The sequence below is a fragment of the Acrocarpospora phusangensis genome (assembly GCF_016862995.1).
In the GTDB taxonomy this organism is placed as follows: Bacteria; Actinomycetota; Actinomycetes; order Streptosporangiales; family Streptosporangiaceae; genus Acrocarpospora; species Acrocarpospora phusangensis.
Genome location: NZ_BOOA01000009.1, coordinates 55,858 through 70,554 on the forward strand (window position 1 = coordinate 55,858; position 14,697 = coordinate 70,554).

The following is a 14,697-nucleotide window of genomic DNA, read 5'->3' on the forward strand; positions in this document are numbered from 1 at the left end:
GTGGTGTGGACCCGTACGCGTGAGGGAGAAAGGGCGAGGCGGTCGTGGCTCCGGAGCGCATCGATTCTGTCCCTGGTTTCCAGGACGCCCAAGCGGTCGCCGACGCGATTCTGTACGAGGGCTACCTGCTGTACCCGTACCGCCGATCCTCGGCCAAGAACCGGGTCCGGTGGCAGTTCGGCGTGCTTCTGCCGGAGCCGTGGGCGCGGGCGCATGGGCTGGGCGACACCGACAAGGGCGTTGCGGGGTCGGCTGAATCGTGGTGGCAGCAGACCGAATGCCTGCTCAGAGCCTCGTCTGAGGTGATCGTGCACTGTCGGCTGCGGTTTCTGCACCTGCGCCACAGGTCGGTGGAGGAACGTCTTCCCGACGGCGGGCATCGGGCGGTCGATCAGGTCGAGACGGGCGCGCGGACCGCGCTCAGCTTCGACGAGGCGATTCCCCGCGAGTTCGACGTCCAGGTGTCCGTCGGCGAATTGCTGTCCGGCGGACGGCGATTCGAGGTCGAACTGCCCGGCGATTCCGACATGGAACCGCTCCTCGACGACCAGGGCTCTCCCATTGGCCGTATCCGATGGGAGGCATGGCCCCTGCACGCGTCGCTCACGCTGTCGATGGCCCCCTGCGATGTCCCGGGTCCCCTCTTCAAATTGCGTACGCGAGTCGAGAACGCCGGACTCACACCGCCACCAGAAGCCCCCCGTGACGAGGCTCTCCGGCACGCCCTAATCGCAACCCACCTCCTGCTGGCCGTCCCCGGCGGCTGCTTCGTCTCCCTACTCGAACCCCCAGAAGAAGCCGAGGCAGCCGCCCGCACCTGCGCAAACGTCCGCGCCTTCCCCGTACTCGCGGGTGCCCAAATCGGTGGTCAGCCCGGCGCTCAGGTTGGTGCTGAGACCGGTGCCCAGATTGGTGTTCAGGGTGGGACCGAAGTGGTTCTGTCCTCGCCGATCCTGCTCTACGACCACCCCCGGGTCGCTCCGGAGAGCCCGGGAGACCTGCACGACGCGGCCGAAATCGACGAGATCCTTTCACTGCGCACGCTGACCCTGACCGACGCCGAAAAGAGAGAAGCACGCGCCACCGATCCCCGTGCCGCCGCGATCCTGGACCGCATCGAGTCGATGCCACCAGACGTGCTGGCCCGCCTCCACGGAACCACCCGCGTGCCCGGACCAGCATCTCGCACGACTCCAGTCAGCGAGCAGACGCGCGTGCTGCTGGCCAGCGACCCGACGTCCGCGACTCCCGCCGATGAGCAAGGGCCCGAGGATCCAGCCCGCGAGCGGGCTCGTGAAACGGGAGCAGGTGGGCGAACCTCCCGGGCTTCCGCGGCTCAGGTTCCGTGGTGGAATCCCGAGGCGGATGCGGCGGTGGCTCCGGAGAACAACAGCGTCATGGTCGGCGGTGAGCTGGTGCGCCGGGGCAGTCGCGTACGCCTGCGCCCTCGGCTGCGCGGAACCGACCCCCAGGACATGTTCCTCGACGGCAAAGCCGCCCGGGTCGAAGCGGTCCTGCTGGACGTCGACGGTTCCCACCACCTTGCCGTGGTCATCGAAGACGACCCAGGAGCCGACCTCCACCAGTGGTACGGACGATTCCGCTACTTCTCCCCGGAAGAGGCCGAACCCCTGGCCGAAGGGGAAACGGCATGACCGACATCCAGCGGGTCCTCGTGGCCGGCATCGGCAACATCTTCCTCGGCGACGACGGCTTCGGCGTCGAGGTGGTCAACCGGATCAACGCGTCCGCTTTGCCACCATCCGTCGACGTCACCGACTACGGCATCCGCGGCGTACACCTGGCCTACGAACTGCTGAACGGCCGCTACAACAGCTTGATCATGGTGGACGCTGTGCCCATTGAAGGCCCTCCGGGCTCCCTGATCGTCCTCGAAGTCGACCCGACCGAAGACGACCCCGACACCTTGGGCCCGGTGCCGGTGAACGGCCACGGCATGCATCCCCAGGCCGTCCTCAACCTGCTACGCGACCTGGGCGGCGGAGTCGAACGCGTCCTGATCGTGGGCTGCAAGCCAGCAGTGATCGACGAAGGCATGGGCCTCTCCGCTCCGGTCGCCGCCGCCCTCGACGACGCGGTCCGCCTGGTCGCGGACCTGGCCCGCCACGAGGCGGAGACCCTAGCCACATCAGCGATCAGGCAAAACGCCCGGCAAGAGATCCAGCGAGGGGTCCAGGAAGGGTCCCGTCTGGAGAGCCAGCAAGGGACCCGGCAAGAGGCCCAGCGGGAGGCCCGGCGGCGGAGTCCGCGCGGGATCGAGCAAGAGGCCCGGCAGGCAACACGGCAAGAGACGCAGCAAGACACCAAGCAAGCCTCAGTGAGACGACCAGTGGACGTGGAGAGTGCCGATGCATGAGACGGGTTTGTGTGACGCGATCGTTCAGGCGATCCTGCACCGCGCCGAAGGCCGCCGGGTGACCTCGGTACGGGTCCGCGTCGGCGGCCACGTGGGCGGACACGAGATCGATCCGGCCGTCATCGACCAGGGCTTCCGCGTGGCCGCCGCCGGAACCCCGGCCCAGGACGCCGACGTCGAAGTGGTCATCGAACCGCTGTCGGTGCGCTGCCGCGGCTGCTCCCGCGAGGCCCCAGCTGTGGACGCCTCCACCCTGGTCGCCTGCCCCAGATGCGGCGGCGTCGACATCGAGGTCAACGGCGGCACCGAAGTCCACCTGGAAATGATCGTTTTCGAACCCACCGAAGGCAAACCCGCCAAAGCGTGCGCGCTCAGCCACGGTTTCGAGGACCTATTCGTAGGCGAACGCCGCGTCCACAGCCACAGCCACAGCGGCGCCCAGACATGCGGCCGCGGAGACGACGGAGGTGCGACATGACCGCTCCAGTTCCCGACACCGGATTCGAGGAGATGCACATCCTGTGGATCTCGGAGGGCATGAGTTGCGACGGTGACACCGTCTCGGTGACCGCCGCCTCCCAGCCCGCGATCGAAGACGTGATCAACGGCCTGGTCCCGGGCCTGCCCAAGGTGCACCTGCACAACAAGGTGCTCTCGCCCACGCTCGGCGGCGAGGACTTCCTGGCCCCGTTCCGCGCGGCCGCCCGCGGCGAACTCGGACCGTTCATCTTCGTCATGGAAGGCTCCATCCCCAACGAGAAGATCAACGGCGACGGCTACTGGACGTCCTTCGGCAACGATCCGACGACCGGGGAGCCGATCCCCGTCAACACCTGGATCGAGGCGCTGGCCCCCCGGGCCTGGGCGGTCGTCGCCATCGGCACCTGCGCCACGTACGGCGGCATCCACGCCATGGCCGGCAACCCGACCGGATGCATGGGCCTGGCCGACTACCTGGGCTGGGACTTCCGGTCGGCCGGCGGGCTGCCCATCGTCAACATCCCGGGCTGCCCGGTCCAGCCGGACAACTTCATGGAGACCCTCACCTGGGTGCTTTACCACGCCGCCGGCAACGCCCCGCCGCCACCGCTGGACGAGATGCTCCGCCCCCAGTGGCTGTTCGGCCGTACGGTCCACGAGAGCTGTGACCGGGGCGCGTACTACGAGCAGGGTGACTTCGCGAGGGACTACAACTCGCCCAAATGCCAGGTCAAGGTGGGCTGCTGGGGGCCGGTGGTCAACTGCAACGTGCCCAAGCGCGGCTGGATGGGCGGGATCGGCGGCTGCCCCAATGTGGGCGGAATCTGCATCGGCTGCACCATGCCGGGCTTCCCCGACAAGTTCATGCCCTTCATGGACATGCCGCCCGGCGGCAGCCTCTCCACGATGTTGATCAAACCGTACGGCGTGTTCGTCCGGCGGATGCGCGGCATCACCAACCACACGGCCAACAGAGAGCCCCGGTGGCGGCACAACCGTGAAGCTCTGACCAGCGGTTTCAACCCGCACTGGCGTCCGTAGAGATCACCGAGACAGACAGGAGCACGGGCATGGTCATGGAGCAGGAAGCCGCCGAGGAGGTCGGCCGGCTGGTCGAGATGTCGTGGGATCCGATCACCCGCATCATCGGGAACCTCGGCATCTACACGAAGATCGACTTCGCCAACCGGGAGGTCGTGGAGTGCCACAGCACGTCCTCGCTGTTCCGTGGCTATTCGGTGTTCATGAAGGGCAAGGATCCGCGGGACGCGGGCTTCATCACCAGCCGCATCTGCGGCATCTGCGGAGACAACCACACCACCTGCTCGGTGTACGCGCAGAACATGGCGTACGGCATCAAGACCCCCAAACTCGCCGAGTGGATCATCAATCTCGGCGAGGCCGCCGAGTACATGTTCGACCACACCCTCTTCCAGGACAATCTCGTCTTCGTCGACTTCTGCGAAGCGATGGTCAAGGACACCAACCCCGGCCTGCTGCGGCGCGCCAGGACGACGGAGGCGCCGAACGCCGCCATCCACGGCAAACGCACGATCGCCGACATCATGGAGGCGTTCAATCCGTTCGAGGGGGACGTCTACAAGGAGGCGCTGCGCGTCAGCCGTACCACCCGGGAGATGTTCTGCCTGATGGAGGGCAGGCATGTGCACCCGTCCACGATCTATCCGGGTGGGGTCGGGACGATGCCGAGCCCGACGGTGTTCACCGACTACCTGTCCCGGTTGCTCGGGATCGTGGACTTCGTGAAGAGGGCCGTCGCGCTCAACGACGACGTTTTCGACTTCTTCTACGAGGCGCTGCCCGGGTACGAGGAGGTCGGCCGGCGGCGGGTGCTGCTGGGCTGCTGGGGGGCGTTCCAGAATCCCGAGGTCGTCGACTACCGCTACGAGACGATGAACGACTGGGGCAAGGCGATGTACGTCACCCCCAGCGTGATCGTGGACGGGCAGTTGGTCACGACCAACCTGGTCGACATCAACCTAGGCATCCGCGTCCTGCTGGGCAGTTCGTTCTACGACGACTGGATGGCCGAGGAGCCGTTCGTCACCCATGACCCGCTCGGCAACCCGGTGGACATGCGGCATCCGTGGAACCAGACCACGCTGCCCGCGCCGCAGAAACGTGACTTCAAGGGCAACTACAGCTGGGTGATGAGCCCGCGCTGGCTGGACCCGCGCACCGGCGACCACCTGGCGCTCGACACCGGCGGCGGGCCGTTCGCCCGGCTGTACAGCACGGCGCTGGCCAACCTGGTGGACACGCCCTACGTCAAATCGACCGGTTCGTCGGTGCAGATCTCGCTGCCGAAGGGGAGCGAACTGCCGGAGACCGTGCTGGAGTGGCGGATCCCGCCGTGGTCCAACGCCATCGAGCGCAACCGCGCCCGCGTCTACTTCGTCGCGTACGCGGCGGCGATGGCCGTCTACTTCATCGAGCAGGCCATGGGGCGGGTCCGCGGCGGCGACACGAAGGTCTTCCAGGACTTCGAGGTGCCGGACGAGGCGATCGGCGCCGGATTCCACGAGGCGGTACGCGGGGTGCTCTCGCACCACCTGGTCATCCAGAAGGGCAAGATCGCCAACTACCATCCGTACCCGCCGACGCCGTGGAACGCCAGTCCGCGGGACGAGTTCGGCACGCCGGGGCCGTACGAGGACGCGGTTCAGGGGATGCCGATTTTCGAGGAGAACGGGCCGGACGACTTCAAGGGCGTCGACATCATGCGCGCGGTGCGCAGTTTCGACCCGTGCCTGCCCTGCGGCGTGCACATGTACCTCGGCAAGGGCCGCACCCTGAAGAAGCTCCACTCGCCCATGTTCGGGGCCGGCCATGGGTGAGCGTCTGGACGACCGGACCGTGTCCGTACGGCTGGAGGTGCTGGAGGAGCTGCTCGCCGAGCTGGAGGCGGCGTCGGCGGAGACGGCGCTCGACGCCGTCGCCCTGCTCGCCGAGGTGTACGGCGAGGCGCTCGCCCGGGTCATGGACCGCGCGGACCCGGAGCTGCGTACCGGCCTGACGCGTGACGTCCTGCTTGCGCACCTGCTGGCGCTGCACGACATCCAGCCGGAGAAGGACACGAAGACGTTCATTCCGGCTGACGCGCTGCTGCGCAAACCGCCCGCCAAGGCCGGGGGGACCGCGTGCTGCAGCAAGTGATCAACCGGACGGTCGTGCGTACGCGGCAGGCGCCCGAGCCGTGTGAGCTGTGCGGCGCTCCGCTGGCGGGCGTCCACGCCCACCTGCTGGAGGAGCGGCACAAGCAGCTGCTGTGCGCCTGCCGGCCGTGCGCGCTGCTGTTCGAACGCGGCGGCGCCGGTCTGGGCCGTTTCCAGCTGGTTCCGGACCGCCGGATCCAGCTCACCGGCCCGCCGCCCGCCGACCTCGGCGTCCCGGTGGGCCTGGCGTTCTTCGTGCCGCAACCGGACGGCTCGGTGCTCGCGCACTACCCGAGCCCGGCCGGAGCCACCCGCGGCGACCTGGACGCCGAAATCTGGGCGAACCTCGTCGGCCAGTACGAGCCGCTGCGCTCGATCCGGCCCGAGGTCGAGGCCTTCCTGGTGGCCGCCGTCCGCGGTCTGGACGAGCGCTGGCTCGTCCCGATCGACGACTGCCACCGGTTGGTCGCACTGGTACGCGGCGAATGGAAGGGCATGTCCGGAGGTCCGGAACTCTGGGCCCGGCTGCCCCGATTCTTCGCCGAACTGTCAGAGAGGGGAAAAGGTCATGGGTATCCGCGTGGGCAAGCCTGACGTGAAACCTGACACGACCGCGCACGTCAAGGGCGTACGGCAAGGCAATCAGGGACGCGCGCACCGCTTCCAGGCAGGCCACCACAAGGACGGCAGCGCCGACGCGCGCCGCTCGACCGGCGTGCGGCCCAAGAAGGAGAACCCCATTCTGCCGGTCATGCCGAACCTGCCACCGGGCTGAGAGGAGGTGTGACATGCGGAACAAGAAGATGCTGGCCCTGCTCGCCGGAGGCCTGCTGCTCGCCGTGTTCTGGCGGGAACTGCCCGCGCTGAAGCGGTACATCAAGATCGAACGAATGTGACACGAAAGGGCGGCACGGCCGATGTGCCTGGGCATTCCCGGCGAGATCGTCGAACTCATCCCCGGACAGACCGACCTGGCCACGGTCGACGTGGTGGGCGTCCGGCGGGCCATCCACATCGGCCTGCTGGGCGACCAGGGAGTTCGCCCGGGCGACTGGGTTCTGGTCCATGTGGGCTTCGCCATGTCCAAGATCGACGAAGCGGAGGCGGCGGCGACGCTCGCCCTGCTGACCGGTCTCGGGCAGGCATACACCGATGAGCTCGAAGCGCTCGCGGAATCAGATATCACCTGAAAGGCGGGCGTTGTGCGGTTCGTCGATGAATATCGCGACGCGGAGAAGGCCAAGCGGCTGGCGTCGCAGATCCGGGAGCTCTGCGAACCCGGTCGGAAGTACACGTTCATGGAGGTGTGCGGAGGACATACGCACACCATCTACAAGCACGGACTGGAGGACTATCTGCCGGAGGCCGTGACGCTGGTGCACGGCCCCGGCTGCCCGGTGTGCGTGATCCCGATGGGACGCGTGGACGACGCGATGGCCATCGCCCGCCGGCCCGAGGTGATCATGACCTCGTTCGGGGACATGATGCGCGTGCCCGGTGGAAAGGGATCGTTCCTTGACGCCAAGGCCGCGGGTGCGGATATCCGCATGGTCTACTCGCCGCTGGACGCGTTGAAGATAGCCCGGACGAATCCGGATCGCATGGTCGTCTTCATGGGCATCGGGTTCGAGACGACCGCGCCGTCCACGGCGATGACCGTGCTCCGGGCCGCCGCCGAAGGGCTCACCAACTTCTCCGTCTTCTGCAACCATGTGACGATCATTCCGGCGATCAAGGCGATTCTGGATTCGCCTGACCAGCGGCTGGACGGGTTCATCGGGCCCGGGCACGTGTCGACGGTGATCGGGTGCCGGCCGTACGAGTTCATCGCGGGGACGTACGGGAAGCCGCTCGTGTGTGCCGGGTTCGAGCCGTTGGACATTCTGCAGTCGATTCACATGTTGCTGCGGCAGTTGGCCGACGGCCGGGCGGAGGTGGAGAACCAGTACACGCGGGTGGTGCCGTGGGACGGCAACCGGCGGGCGCTGGAGGTGATCTCCCAGGTGATGGAGCTGCGGCCGTACTTCGAGTGGCGGGGGCTGGGGTTCATCTCGCGGTCGGCGCTGCGGATGCGGGAGGCGTACGCGGCGTACGACGCGGAGGCGCGGTTCGACGTGCCCGGGGTCCGAGTGGCCGATCCGCTGGCGTGTCAGTGCGGTGAAGTGCTGAAAGGCGTGCTGAAGCCGTGGGAGTGCAAGGTCTTCGGGACGGCCTGCACGCCGGAGACGCCGATCGGGACCTGCATGGTCTCCTCGGAGGGGGCCTGTGCGGCGTACTACAACTTCGGCCGGTTCACGCGCCGGCGTCTTGAGGAGACGAGCCTGACATGACCGCCGAACAGACCGCCGTGGCCGCGCACCCGTCCCGGGAGGAGCAGGTGCTGCTGCGGATCGAGAAAGCCCGCGCGCGCAAACCCAAGATCAGAGAAGAGCGGGTCACGCTGGCCCACGGCGCTGGCGGCAAAGCAACCCAGACCCTGGTCGAAGCCGTCTTCGTGGACGCTTTTCGCAATCCGGCGCTCGAGTCCCTGGACGACGGGGCTCTTGTCGACGTCAACGGCGGCCGGATGGTCTTCACGACCGACTCCTACGTGGTGTCCCCGCTGTTCTTCCCCGGCGGGGACATCGGCGACCTCGCCGTGAACGGCACGGTCAACGACCTCGCGGTCTGCGGGGCACGGCCGCTTTACCTGTCGGCGGGATTCATCCTGGAGGAGGGCTTCCCCATCGCCGACCTCCGCCGTATCACCGCCTCGATGGCGGCCGCGGCCGCGCGGGCGGGCGTGCAGATCGTGACCGGGGACACCAAAGTGGTCCAGCGCGGCAGCGGCGACGGCTGCTACGTGACCACCTCTGGAGTAGGCGTCCTGGACCGCGAACTCACCCTGGGCGTTTTGTCGGTACGGCCCGGCGACGCCGTCATCGTGTCCGGCCCGATCGGCGAACACGGCATCACCATCATGATCGCCCGTGGCGAACTGGACATCGAAGCAGATCTCACCTCGGACACGGCAGCCATCCACGAACTCGTCGCCGCCTTGCTTGACGCGGTTCCGGTACACATGCTCCGCGACGCCACCCGAGGCGGCGTGGCGACAGTCCTCAACGAGGTCGCCCAAGCCGCAGGAACGGCCATCGTTGTGGAGGAATCGGCGGTCCCGGTACGCCCGATCGTGAACGGCGCCTGCGAACTCCTCGGCCTGGATCCGCTGTACGTCGCCTGCGAAGGCAGGTTCGTCGCAGTCGTGGACGGCTCCTACGCGGACACCGCCGTGGAGGTACTGCGCCGCCATCCTCTGGGTGAGGGCGCCGCGGTCGTAGGAAGAGTCGAAGCCGACCCAGCAGGACTGGTCCTACTCAAAACCACCTTCGGCGGAACAAGAATCGTCGACATGCTGGTCGGTGACCCACTGCCTCGAATCTGCTGACGGCCCTGCCTCATGCCAAGGGCGTTGCCTGGGAGCTGAGCCAGAGGCCAAGTCCTCGCCGTTATCCGGCGCCGTTAACGCAGGTGACGCGCCTCGCCGCACCGGCGCTAAATCGGACGCACTCGTTGGGAGAGCCCGCGGCACTCGGTAGATGCTTTCAGGTCGTGGCGCGCTCCCGGGCGGCGGCGATCACGGCCTGGCCGAGGGAGATGCCGCCGTCCCCCGGTGGTACCCGGTGGTGGAGTAGGACGGTTAGTCCTGCTTGCTCCAGGCCGTGTGCCAGGCGTTCCAGAAGGACGACGTTCTGGAAGACGCCGCCGGACAGGGCGACCGTGTCCAGTCCGGTTTGTCTGTGTAGTTCGCGTACCGCGCGGACGACTACGGCGGCGAGGCCGTTGTGGAAGCGGGCGGCGATGCGCTCCACGGCGACTCCGGCGAGCACGTCCTCGGCCACGGCGTGGACGAGATCGCCGGACTTGATGATGAGGGTGTCTTCTCCCAGTCGCGCAGAATAGGCACCTGTTTCTGCGGGGTCGACGCGTGCTTCTAGTTCTGCGGCGGCTTGTCCCTCGTAGGTGATGACATCCCGGACTCCGGTGAGAGCGGCGACGGCGTCGAACAGGCGGCCGGCGCTGGAGGTGAGGGGCGCGTTGGTTCCCGTTCGGGCCATGGAGACGGCTGTTGCCCAGTTGCCTTTGTGGCGGTTAGTGACCGGCAGATCAGGCAGCGCATCGCCGTAGATCTGGTCCAGATATGCCGCCGCCATACGCCATGGTTGACGGACGGCGGCGGCTCCGCCGGGCATGGGCACCGGCTCCAGGTGGCCGGCGCGGCGGAATGTCTCCAGGTCGGCGACGAGGAGTTCGCCGCCCCACAGAGTGCCGTCCTCCCCGTATCCGAGGCCGTCGAACGCCACCCCGATCACCGGTCCCTCGTGTCCGTTGTCCGCCAGGCAGGACGCGATATGAGCGTGATGGTGCTGAACTGCCAACAGATCGCAGTCTTCGCGGTCCAACGCGTATTTGGTGGACAGATACTCCGGATGCAGATCATGGGCGACCACAGCGGGACGTACCCCGAAGATTCGGCAGAAGTGGTCGATGCCTTCGGTGAACGAGCGCAGGGTCTCGTAGTTCTCCAGGTCGCCGATGTGGTGGGAGAGGAACGCCTGGGTGCCCTTCGCCACGCAGAAGGTGTTCTTCAGCTCCGCTCCGCAGGCGAGCACCGGCCGGGGAAACATCCACGGCACGGCCACGGGAGCGGGCACGTAACCACGCGATCGCCGAATCGGCATCTCCCTGCCGCGGAACACCCGGACCAGGGAGTCATCCGCACGAACATGGATACGCCGGTCATGCAGCAGGAAGCCATCGGCAACCGGGGCCAGCCGCCGAAGAGCGTCCGCGTCCTGGCAGGCGATCGGCTCGTCGGAGAGATTGCCGCTGGTCAGCACGAACGGCTGGGCGACCTGCGCGGCGAGCAGGTGGTGCAGCGGCGTGTGCGGCAGCATCACTCCCAGATCGCGGCTCCCCGGAGCCACCGCCTCGGCGACCGCGGCGTCCTCCCGCCGGGGAGCCAGCACGATGGGGCTCCGACTGCCGGTCAGGAGCCGTATCGCCTCGGGTTCGAGGTGAACCAGCGCGTCGGCCGCTGCCAGATCGGGCGCCATCACGGCGAACGGCCGCGCCTCCCGGCGTTTGCGGGCTCGTAGTGTGGCCACGGCCCGCTCGTGGTCGGCGAGCACGGCCAGGTGGTAACCACCGAGCCCTTTGACCGCCAGGATGCAGCCCCTCTGTAGCCACTCCACCGCCGTGGTGACCGGATCTCCCGGCATCGGCCGGCCGTCCGCGCCGAGCAGGCGCAGGGTCGGACCGCAGGCCGGGCAGCAGACCGGTTGCGCGTGGAACCTCCGATCGACGGGATCGCGGTATTCGCGCTCACACTCGGCACACATCGCGAATCCGGCCATCGTCGTGGCGTCCCGGTCATAGGGGACCCCGGTGACGATGGTGAATCGAGGGCCGCAGTTCGTGCAGTTGGCGAACGGGTGACGGTAGCGGCGGCAAGCCGGGTCCGACAGTTCGGCCAGGCAGTCGTCGCAGGTCGCGGTGTCCGGCGCGACCAGAGCGTCACGCCGGGCGCCGCCCTCGCTGGGGACGATCCGGAAGCCCGCCTCCCCGAGCGGCTCGGTCACTTCGATGATCACGTGTTCGACCAGCGCCAACGGCGGAGCCTGACGTCGTAGCCCGGCCACGAAGCCGTCCAGCGCCGGCGGGTGGCCTTCCGCCTCGATGAACACGCCTCCGGAGTCGTTGCCGACGAAGCCGGTCACGCCGTACTCGGTGGCGAGGCCGTACACGAAAGGGCGGAAACCCACGCCCTGCACGAGCCCTTGGACGCGGACCCGGATGCGCTGCGCGGGAAGCATTCCGTCAGGACCCGTCGCCGCGTGTCTGGGTCAGCTCCCAAAGGACGTGATAAAGCGTGGTCTGCGCTTCCTGGATGCGATGCACCGATGTGGACGGCACCACGAACAGATGGTCGACCAGGTCGTCCTGCGCCATTTTGCCGCCGTCGTAGCCGACGAAGCCGACTGTGAGCATGCCCAGTCGGCGTGCCTCGGCCATGGCGTTGAGTACGTTGGGTGAACCGCCGCTCGTGGAGAGACCCACCGCGACGTCGCCGTGCCGTCCGAGAGCGGCCAGTTGGCGGGCGAAAACTCGGTCGTAACCGACATCGTTGGACAGCGCCGTGAGCACGGCCACGTCCTGAGCCAGGGAGATCGCGGCGACCGGACGCGCGGGTGCCGGCGGATGGGCGAACGTCTGCGCGACGTCCTGGGCGTCGGTGCTGCTGCCCCCGTTGCCGAAGGTGAAAAGGCGTGCGCCGTGGTCGAAAGCGGTCGCCATGTCGTACGCGCAGGCGGCCAGGCGTTGCCCGTACACACCGGCCAGTTCCTGGCGCAGGGTGATGATTTCGGCGATCTTGTCCTGGGTGGATCGGCGCAGGTGGTCGTGGCAGTCGGGTCCGGTGTCCGCGTACAGGAAGGGGTAGAGGGTCTCCAGGCCGGGTTCACTCATGGTCGCCCCCTTCTCGGCGTACGGCGATGGCTTCCTTGGCGTGGACGAGCACGATGTCACCGGGCCGGGCGTCCACCAGCGCCACACTGATCTCCTCCGGGCCGCACGCGGTTTCCGCCACGGCGAGGCCGTCGTCCAGCAATCGGATCACTCGTACCGGAACCGCCACGTCGGAGCAGGTGACACAGGTTTCGTAACGCTCTTCCTCGGTCATCGGGCCACCGCCGAGGGCTGCTCCAGGTAGACGTGCGTCAGCTCCCAGAGCAGGTGATAGATCGTCACGTGTACCTCCTTGACGATGAGCGGATCCGCGGACCGGGCGACCAGGAGGTGATCCGCCGCGGTCTGCCGGGGTTCCGCTCCGCCGAAGAGAGCGACGGTCAACAGGCCGAGTTCTCGCGCGGTGTCCAGACCACGGAGCACGTTGGCGCAGTCGCCCGCGGCCGAGATGCCGACGGCTATGTCGTCCGGCGAGGCCAGCAGCCGGAGCTGGGCGGCGAAAATGTCGTCCAGCCCTTCGGTTCTGGCGATGCCCGTCACCATGGCGGCATCGTTGGTCAGCGAAAGGGCGGGAAGGGCCGGCTTGCCGACTATGACGGGATGCACGAACTCGACGGCGACATGCTGGGCATCGGTAGCCGAGCCCCCGTTGCCGAACACGATCAGCTTGCCGCCCTGCCGGAAGCGCCCCGCCATGTCCTGACAGGCGCGCAGGATCTGATCCACGGCGTCGGACAGGGCGCTACCAGGGCCCACGCGCCGCTCGAAAGCGTCCACAACCGGACTCTCCAATTCTTATGACGTGGGGAGGACGTAGGGACTGCGGTACTGAGGGCTTTCACACGGCATGAGCTGCCGCCATCGAGCCAGACACGCCTCCACGACCTGGCCGAGATGGGTCAGCCGCGCCATCCAGCTCTGCAACTCGGCCATACCGCTCGCGGTCAGCTCATAACGCCGCCGGGCGGGGCCGGTCGCCGACGCCACCCAGGTGGAGGCCAGCAGTCCTTCCCGCTCAAGGGCGCGCAGGATCCGGTAGATCTGGGCGGGTTCCAGGTCGTCCGCGCCGAAGAGGGCGAGACGTTCGATCAGGTCGTACCCGTGGGCGGGACGTTCGCAGATCAGGAGAAGCAGGAAAGGATGGAGGAGACTACGGATCTCACTACCGGGCATGGCGCCTCTCCTCGCTGACCTGCATCAATCAGGACGCTAGCGCTCATGCCGGCACGCTTCGTGGCACACGTACGGCACTTGTGGAAGTCATCGCCGTCCGGAGGACGGAAATTGATTACGGCTTTCTGGCGACCGCGCCTTCGACGATGAGGCGGCTGCTGATGGAGTCCATCGCGGGACGCCACCGCTGCACCGGGACCAGGCCGGGCTCCTCGATCTCCAGACCCTCGAAGAAGTCCAGGATCTCCGCATGGTCGCGGAAGGTGGACTGGGCGGGGCTGTTGGCCGTGGACGCCTTGAGCTGCGCGAGCACCTCCGGCTCGCTCTCCGAGCTGCTGTGCGAGAGCACGAAGTAGCTGCCCGGGGCGACCCTGTCCCGCAGCCCGGAGACGATCCGGTACGCGCCCTCCTCGTCGGAGACGAAGTGCAGCACGGCCACCAGGAGAACGCCGACCGGGCGGTCGAAGTCGATGAGGTCCTTCACGTCGGGGTGGCCGATGATGTCGTCGGGGCGGCGGATGTCCGCCTCCAGGGTGATCACACCGTCGTCGGTGGCGAGCAGGGCGTCGTTGTGGACTTTGACCAGGGGGTCGTTGTCCACGTACACGACCTTGGCGTCGGGGTGGGTCTCGCGGGCGACCTCGTGCACGCTCGGGGAGGTGGGGATGCCGGTGCCGAGGTCGATGAACTGGGACACGCCGCGTTCGGAGAGCAGTCTGATGGCGCGGGCGAGGAATGCGCGGTTCGCCCGTACGACGGAGCGGGTGTCGGGGGCGACGGAGAGCAGGCGTTCCGCGACCATGCGGTCCACGGCGTAGTTGTCCTTGCCGCCGAGGAGGTAGTCGTAGACGCGGGCCGAGCTCGGCTTCGACGAGTCGATTCCCCGGGGAACTCGCGCAAGCTCGTCCATGACTTTCTCCTCAATTCCACCCAAAGAAGTAAAGGGTTATACGGCCGATCATAGGGCTAAGGCGGATACCGAGG

Annotated in this window: 18 protein-coding genes; 12 read left to right on the plus strand and 6 right to left on the minus strand. The window is 67.6% G+C overall.

Annotation, left to right across the window (positions count from 1 at the left end):
• Positions 1-44 precede the first annotated feature (44 nt).
• The 12 genes from Aph01nite_RS07660 to hypE are packed head-to-tail and all read left to right on the plus strand — an operon-like array spanning position 45 to position 9,460.
• Positions 45-1,655 (plus strand): hypothetical protein, encoded by a 1,611-nt coding sequence (locus tag Aph01nite_RS07660; protein ID WP_204040058.1) that lies wholly within the window; start codon positions 45-47, stop codon positions 1,653-1,655.
• Positions 1,652-2,377 (plus strand): hydrogenase maturation protease, encoded by a 726-nt coding sequence (locus tag Aph01nite_RS07665; protein WP_239161474.1) that lies wholly within the window; start codon positions 1,652-1,654, stop codon positions 2,375-2,377. Before Aph01nite_RS07660 ends, Aph01nite_RS07665 begins: the two co-directional genes overlap by 4 nt.
• Entirely contained in the window at positions 2,370-2,855 is a 486-nt protein-coding gene (locus Aph01nite_RS07670) for a hydrogenase maturation nickel metallochaperone HypA (RefSeq protein ID WP_239161475.1), read from the plus strand. The genes Aph01nite_RS07665 and Aph01nite_RS07670 overlap by 8 nt, the downstream gene beginning before the upstream one ends.
• Positions 2,852-3,898, plus strand: coding sequence for an NADH-quinone oxidoreductase subunit B family protein (locus tag Aph01nite_RS07675; RefSeq protein WP_204040059.1), 1,047 nt, complete (start codon positions 2,852-2,854; stop codon positions 3,896-3,898). Before Aph01nite_RS07670 ends, Aph01nite_RS07675 begins: the two co-directional genes overlap by 4 nt.
• Positions 3,899-3,927: 29 nt before the next feature.
• On the plus strand, positions 3,928-5,715 hold the full coding sequence (locus Aph01nite_RS07680; RefSeq protein ID WP_204040060.1) for a nickel-dependent hydrogenase large subunit: 1,788 nt from the start codon (positions 3,928-3,930) through the stop codon (positions 5,713-5,715).
• Positions 5,708-6,034, plus strand: coding sequence for a NifU-related iron-sulfur-binding protein (locus tag Aph01nite_RS07685; protein WP_204040061.1), 327 nt, complete (start codon positions 5,708-5,710; stop codon positions 6,032-6,034). Before Aph01nite_RS07680 ends, Aph01nite_RS07685 begins: the two co-directional genes overlap by 8 nt.
• The gene (locus tag Aph01nite_RS07690) at positions 6,019-6,627 is read left to right on the plus strand and encodes a DUF5947 family protein (RefSeq protein ID WP_204040062.1); all 609 of its coding nucleotides are present in this window, start codon (positions 6,019-6,021) and stop codon (positions 6,625-6,627) included. The genes Aph01nite_RS07685 and Aph01nite_RS07690 overlap by 16 nt, the downstream gene beginning before the upstream one ends.
• The gene (locus tag Aph01nite_RS07695) at positions 6,602-6,808 is read left to right on the plus strand and encodes a hypothetical protein (protein WP_239161476.1); all 207 of its coding nucleotides are present in this window, start codon (positions 6,602-6,604) and stop codon (positions 6,806-6,808) included. The genes Aph01nite_RS07690 and Aph01nite_RS07695 overlap by 26 nt, the downstream gene beginning before the upstream one ends.
• Positions 6,809-6,821: 13 nt before the next feature.
• Positions 6,822-6,929: a DUF6893 family small protein gene (locus Aph01nite_RS42565; RefSeq protein WP_373872273.1), complete on the plus strand. Its 108-nt coding sequence runs from the start codon at positions 6,822-6,824 to the stop codon at positions 6,927-6,929.
• A 21-nt stretch (positions 6,930-6,950) separates the two neighbouring features.
• Positions 6,951-7,223, plus strand: coding sequence for a HypC/HybG/HupF family hydrogenase formation chaperone (locus Aph01nite_RS07700; RefSeq protein ID WP_204040063.1), 273 nt, complete (start codon positions 6,951-6,953; stop codon positions 7,221-7,223).
• 12 nt (positions 7,224-7,235) lie between these two features.
• On the plus strand, positions 7,236-8,363 hold the full coding sequence (hypD, locus tag Aph01nite_RS07705; protein ID WP_204040064.1) for a hydrogenase formation protein HypD: 1,128 nt from the start codon (positions 7,236-7,238) through the stop codon (positions 8,361-8,363).
• On the plus strand, positions 8,360-9,460 hold the full coding sequence (gene hypE / locus Aph01nite_RS07710; RefSeq protein ID WP_204040065.1) for a hydrogenase expression/formation protein HypE: 1,101 nt from the start codon (positions 8,360-8,362) through the stop codon (positions 9,458-9,460). Before hypD ends, hypE begins: the two co-directional genes overlap by 4 nt.
• A gap of 157 nt (positions 9,461-9,617) precedes the next feature.
• On the opposite strand, the gene hypF is transcribed toward hypE, so the two are convergent.
• The 6 genes from hypF to Aph01nite_RS07740 all read right to left on the minus strand — a co-directional run bounded on the left by hypF (position 9,618) and on the right by Aph01nite_RS07740 (position 14,623).
• The gene (hypF, locus tag Aph01nite_RS07715; protein WP_204040066.1) at positions 9,618-11,888 is read right to left on the minus strand and encodes a carbamoyltransferase HypF; all 2,271 of its coding nucleotides are present in this window, start codon (positions 11,886-11,888) and stop codon (positions 9,618-9,620) included.
• A 4-nt stretch (positions 11,889-11,892) separates the two neighbouring features.
• Positions 11,893-12,540: a D-sedoheptulose-7-phosphate isomerase gene (locus Aph01nite_RS07720; protein WP_204040067.1), complete on the minus strand. Its 648-nt coding sequence runs from the start codon at positions 12,538-12,540 to the stop codon at positions 11,893-11,895.
• On the minus strand, positions 12,533-12,754 hold the full coding sequence (locus Aph01nite_RS07725; protein WP_204040068.1) for a HypC/HybG/HupF family hydrogenase formation chaperone: 222 nt from the start codon (positions 12,752-12,754) through the stop codon (positions 12,533-12,535). The genes Aph01nite_RS07720 and Aph01nite_RS07725 overlap by 8 nt, the downstream gene beginning before the upstream one ends.
• Complete coding sequence (locus Aph01nite_RS07730; protein WP_239161477.1) at positions 12,751-13,317, minus strand: D-sedoheptulose-7-phosphate isomerase; 567 nt, start codon at positions 13,315-13,317, stop codon at positions 12,751-12,753. Before Aph01nite_RS07730 ends, Aph01nite_RS07725 begins: the two co-directional genes overlap by 4 nt.
• Positions 13,318-13,335: 18 nt before the next feature.
• Complete coding sequence (locus Aph01nite_RS07735; protein ID WP_204040070.1) at positions 13,336-13,713, minus strand: PadR family transcriptional regulator; 378 nt, start codon at positions 13,711-13,713, stop codon at positions 13,336-13,338.
• Positions 13,714-13,828: 115 nt separating this feature from the next.
• Positions 13,829-14,623: an SAM-dependent methyltransferase gene (locus tag Aph01nite_RS07740; RefSeq protein WP_204040071.1), complete on the minus strand. Its 795-nt coding sequence runs from the start codon at positions 14,621-14,623 to the stop codon at positions 13,829-13,831.
• Positions 14,624-14,697 lie beyond the last annotated feature (74 nt).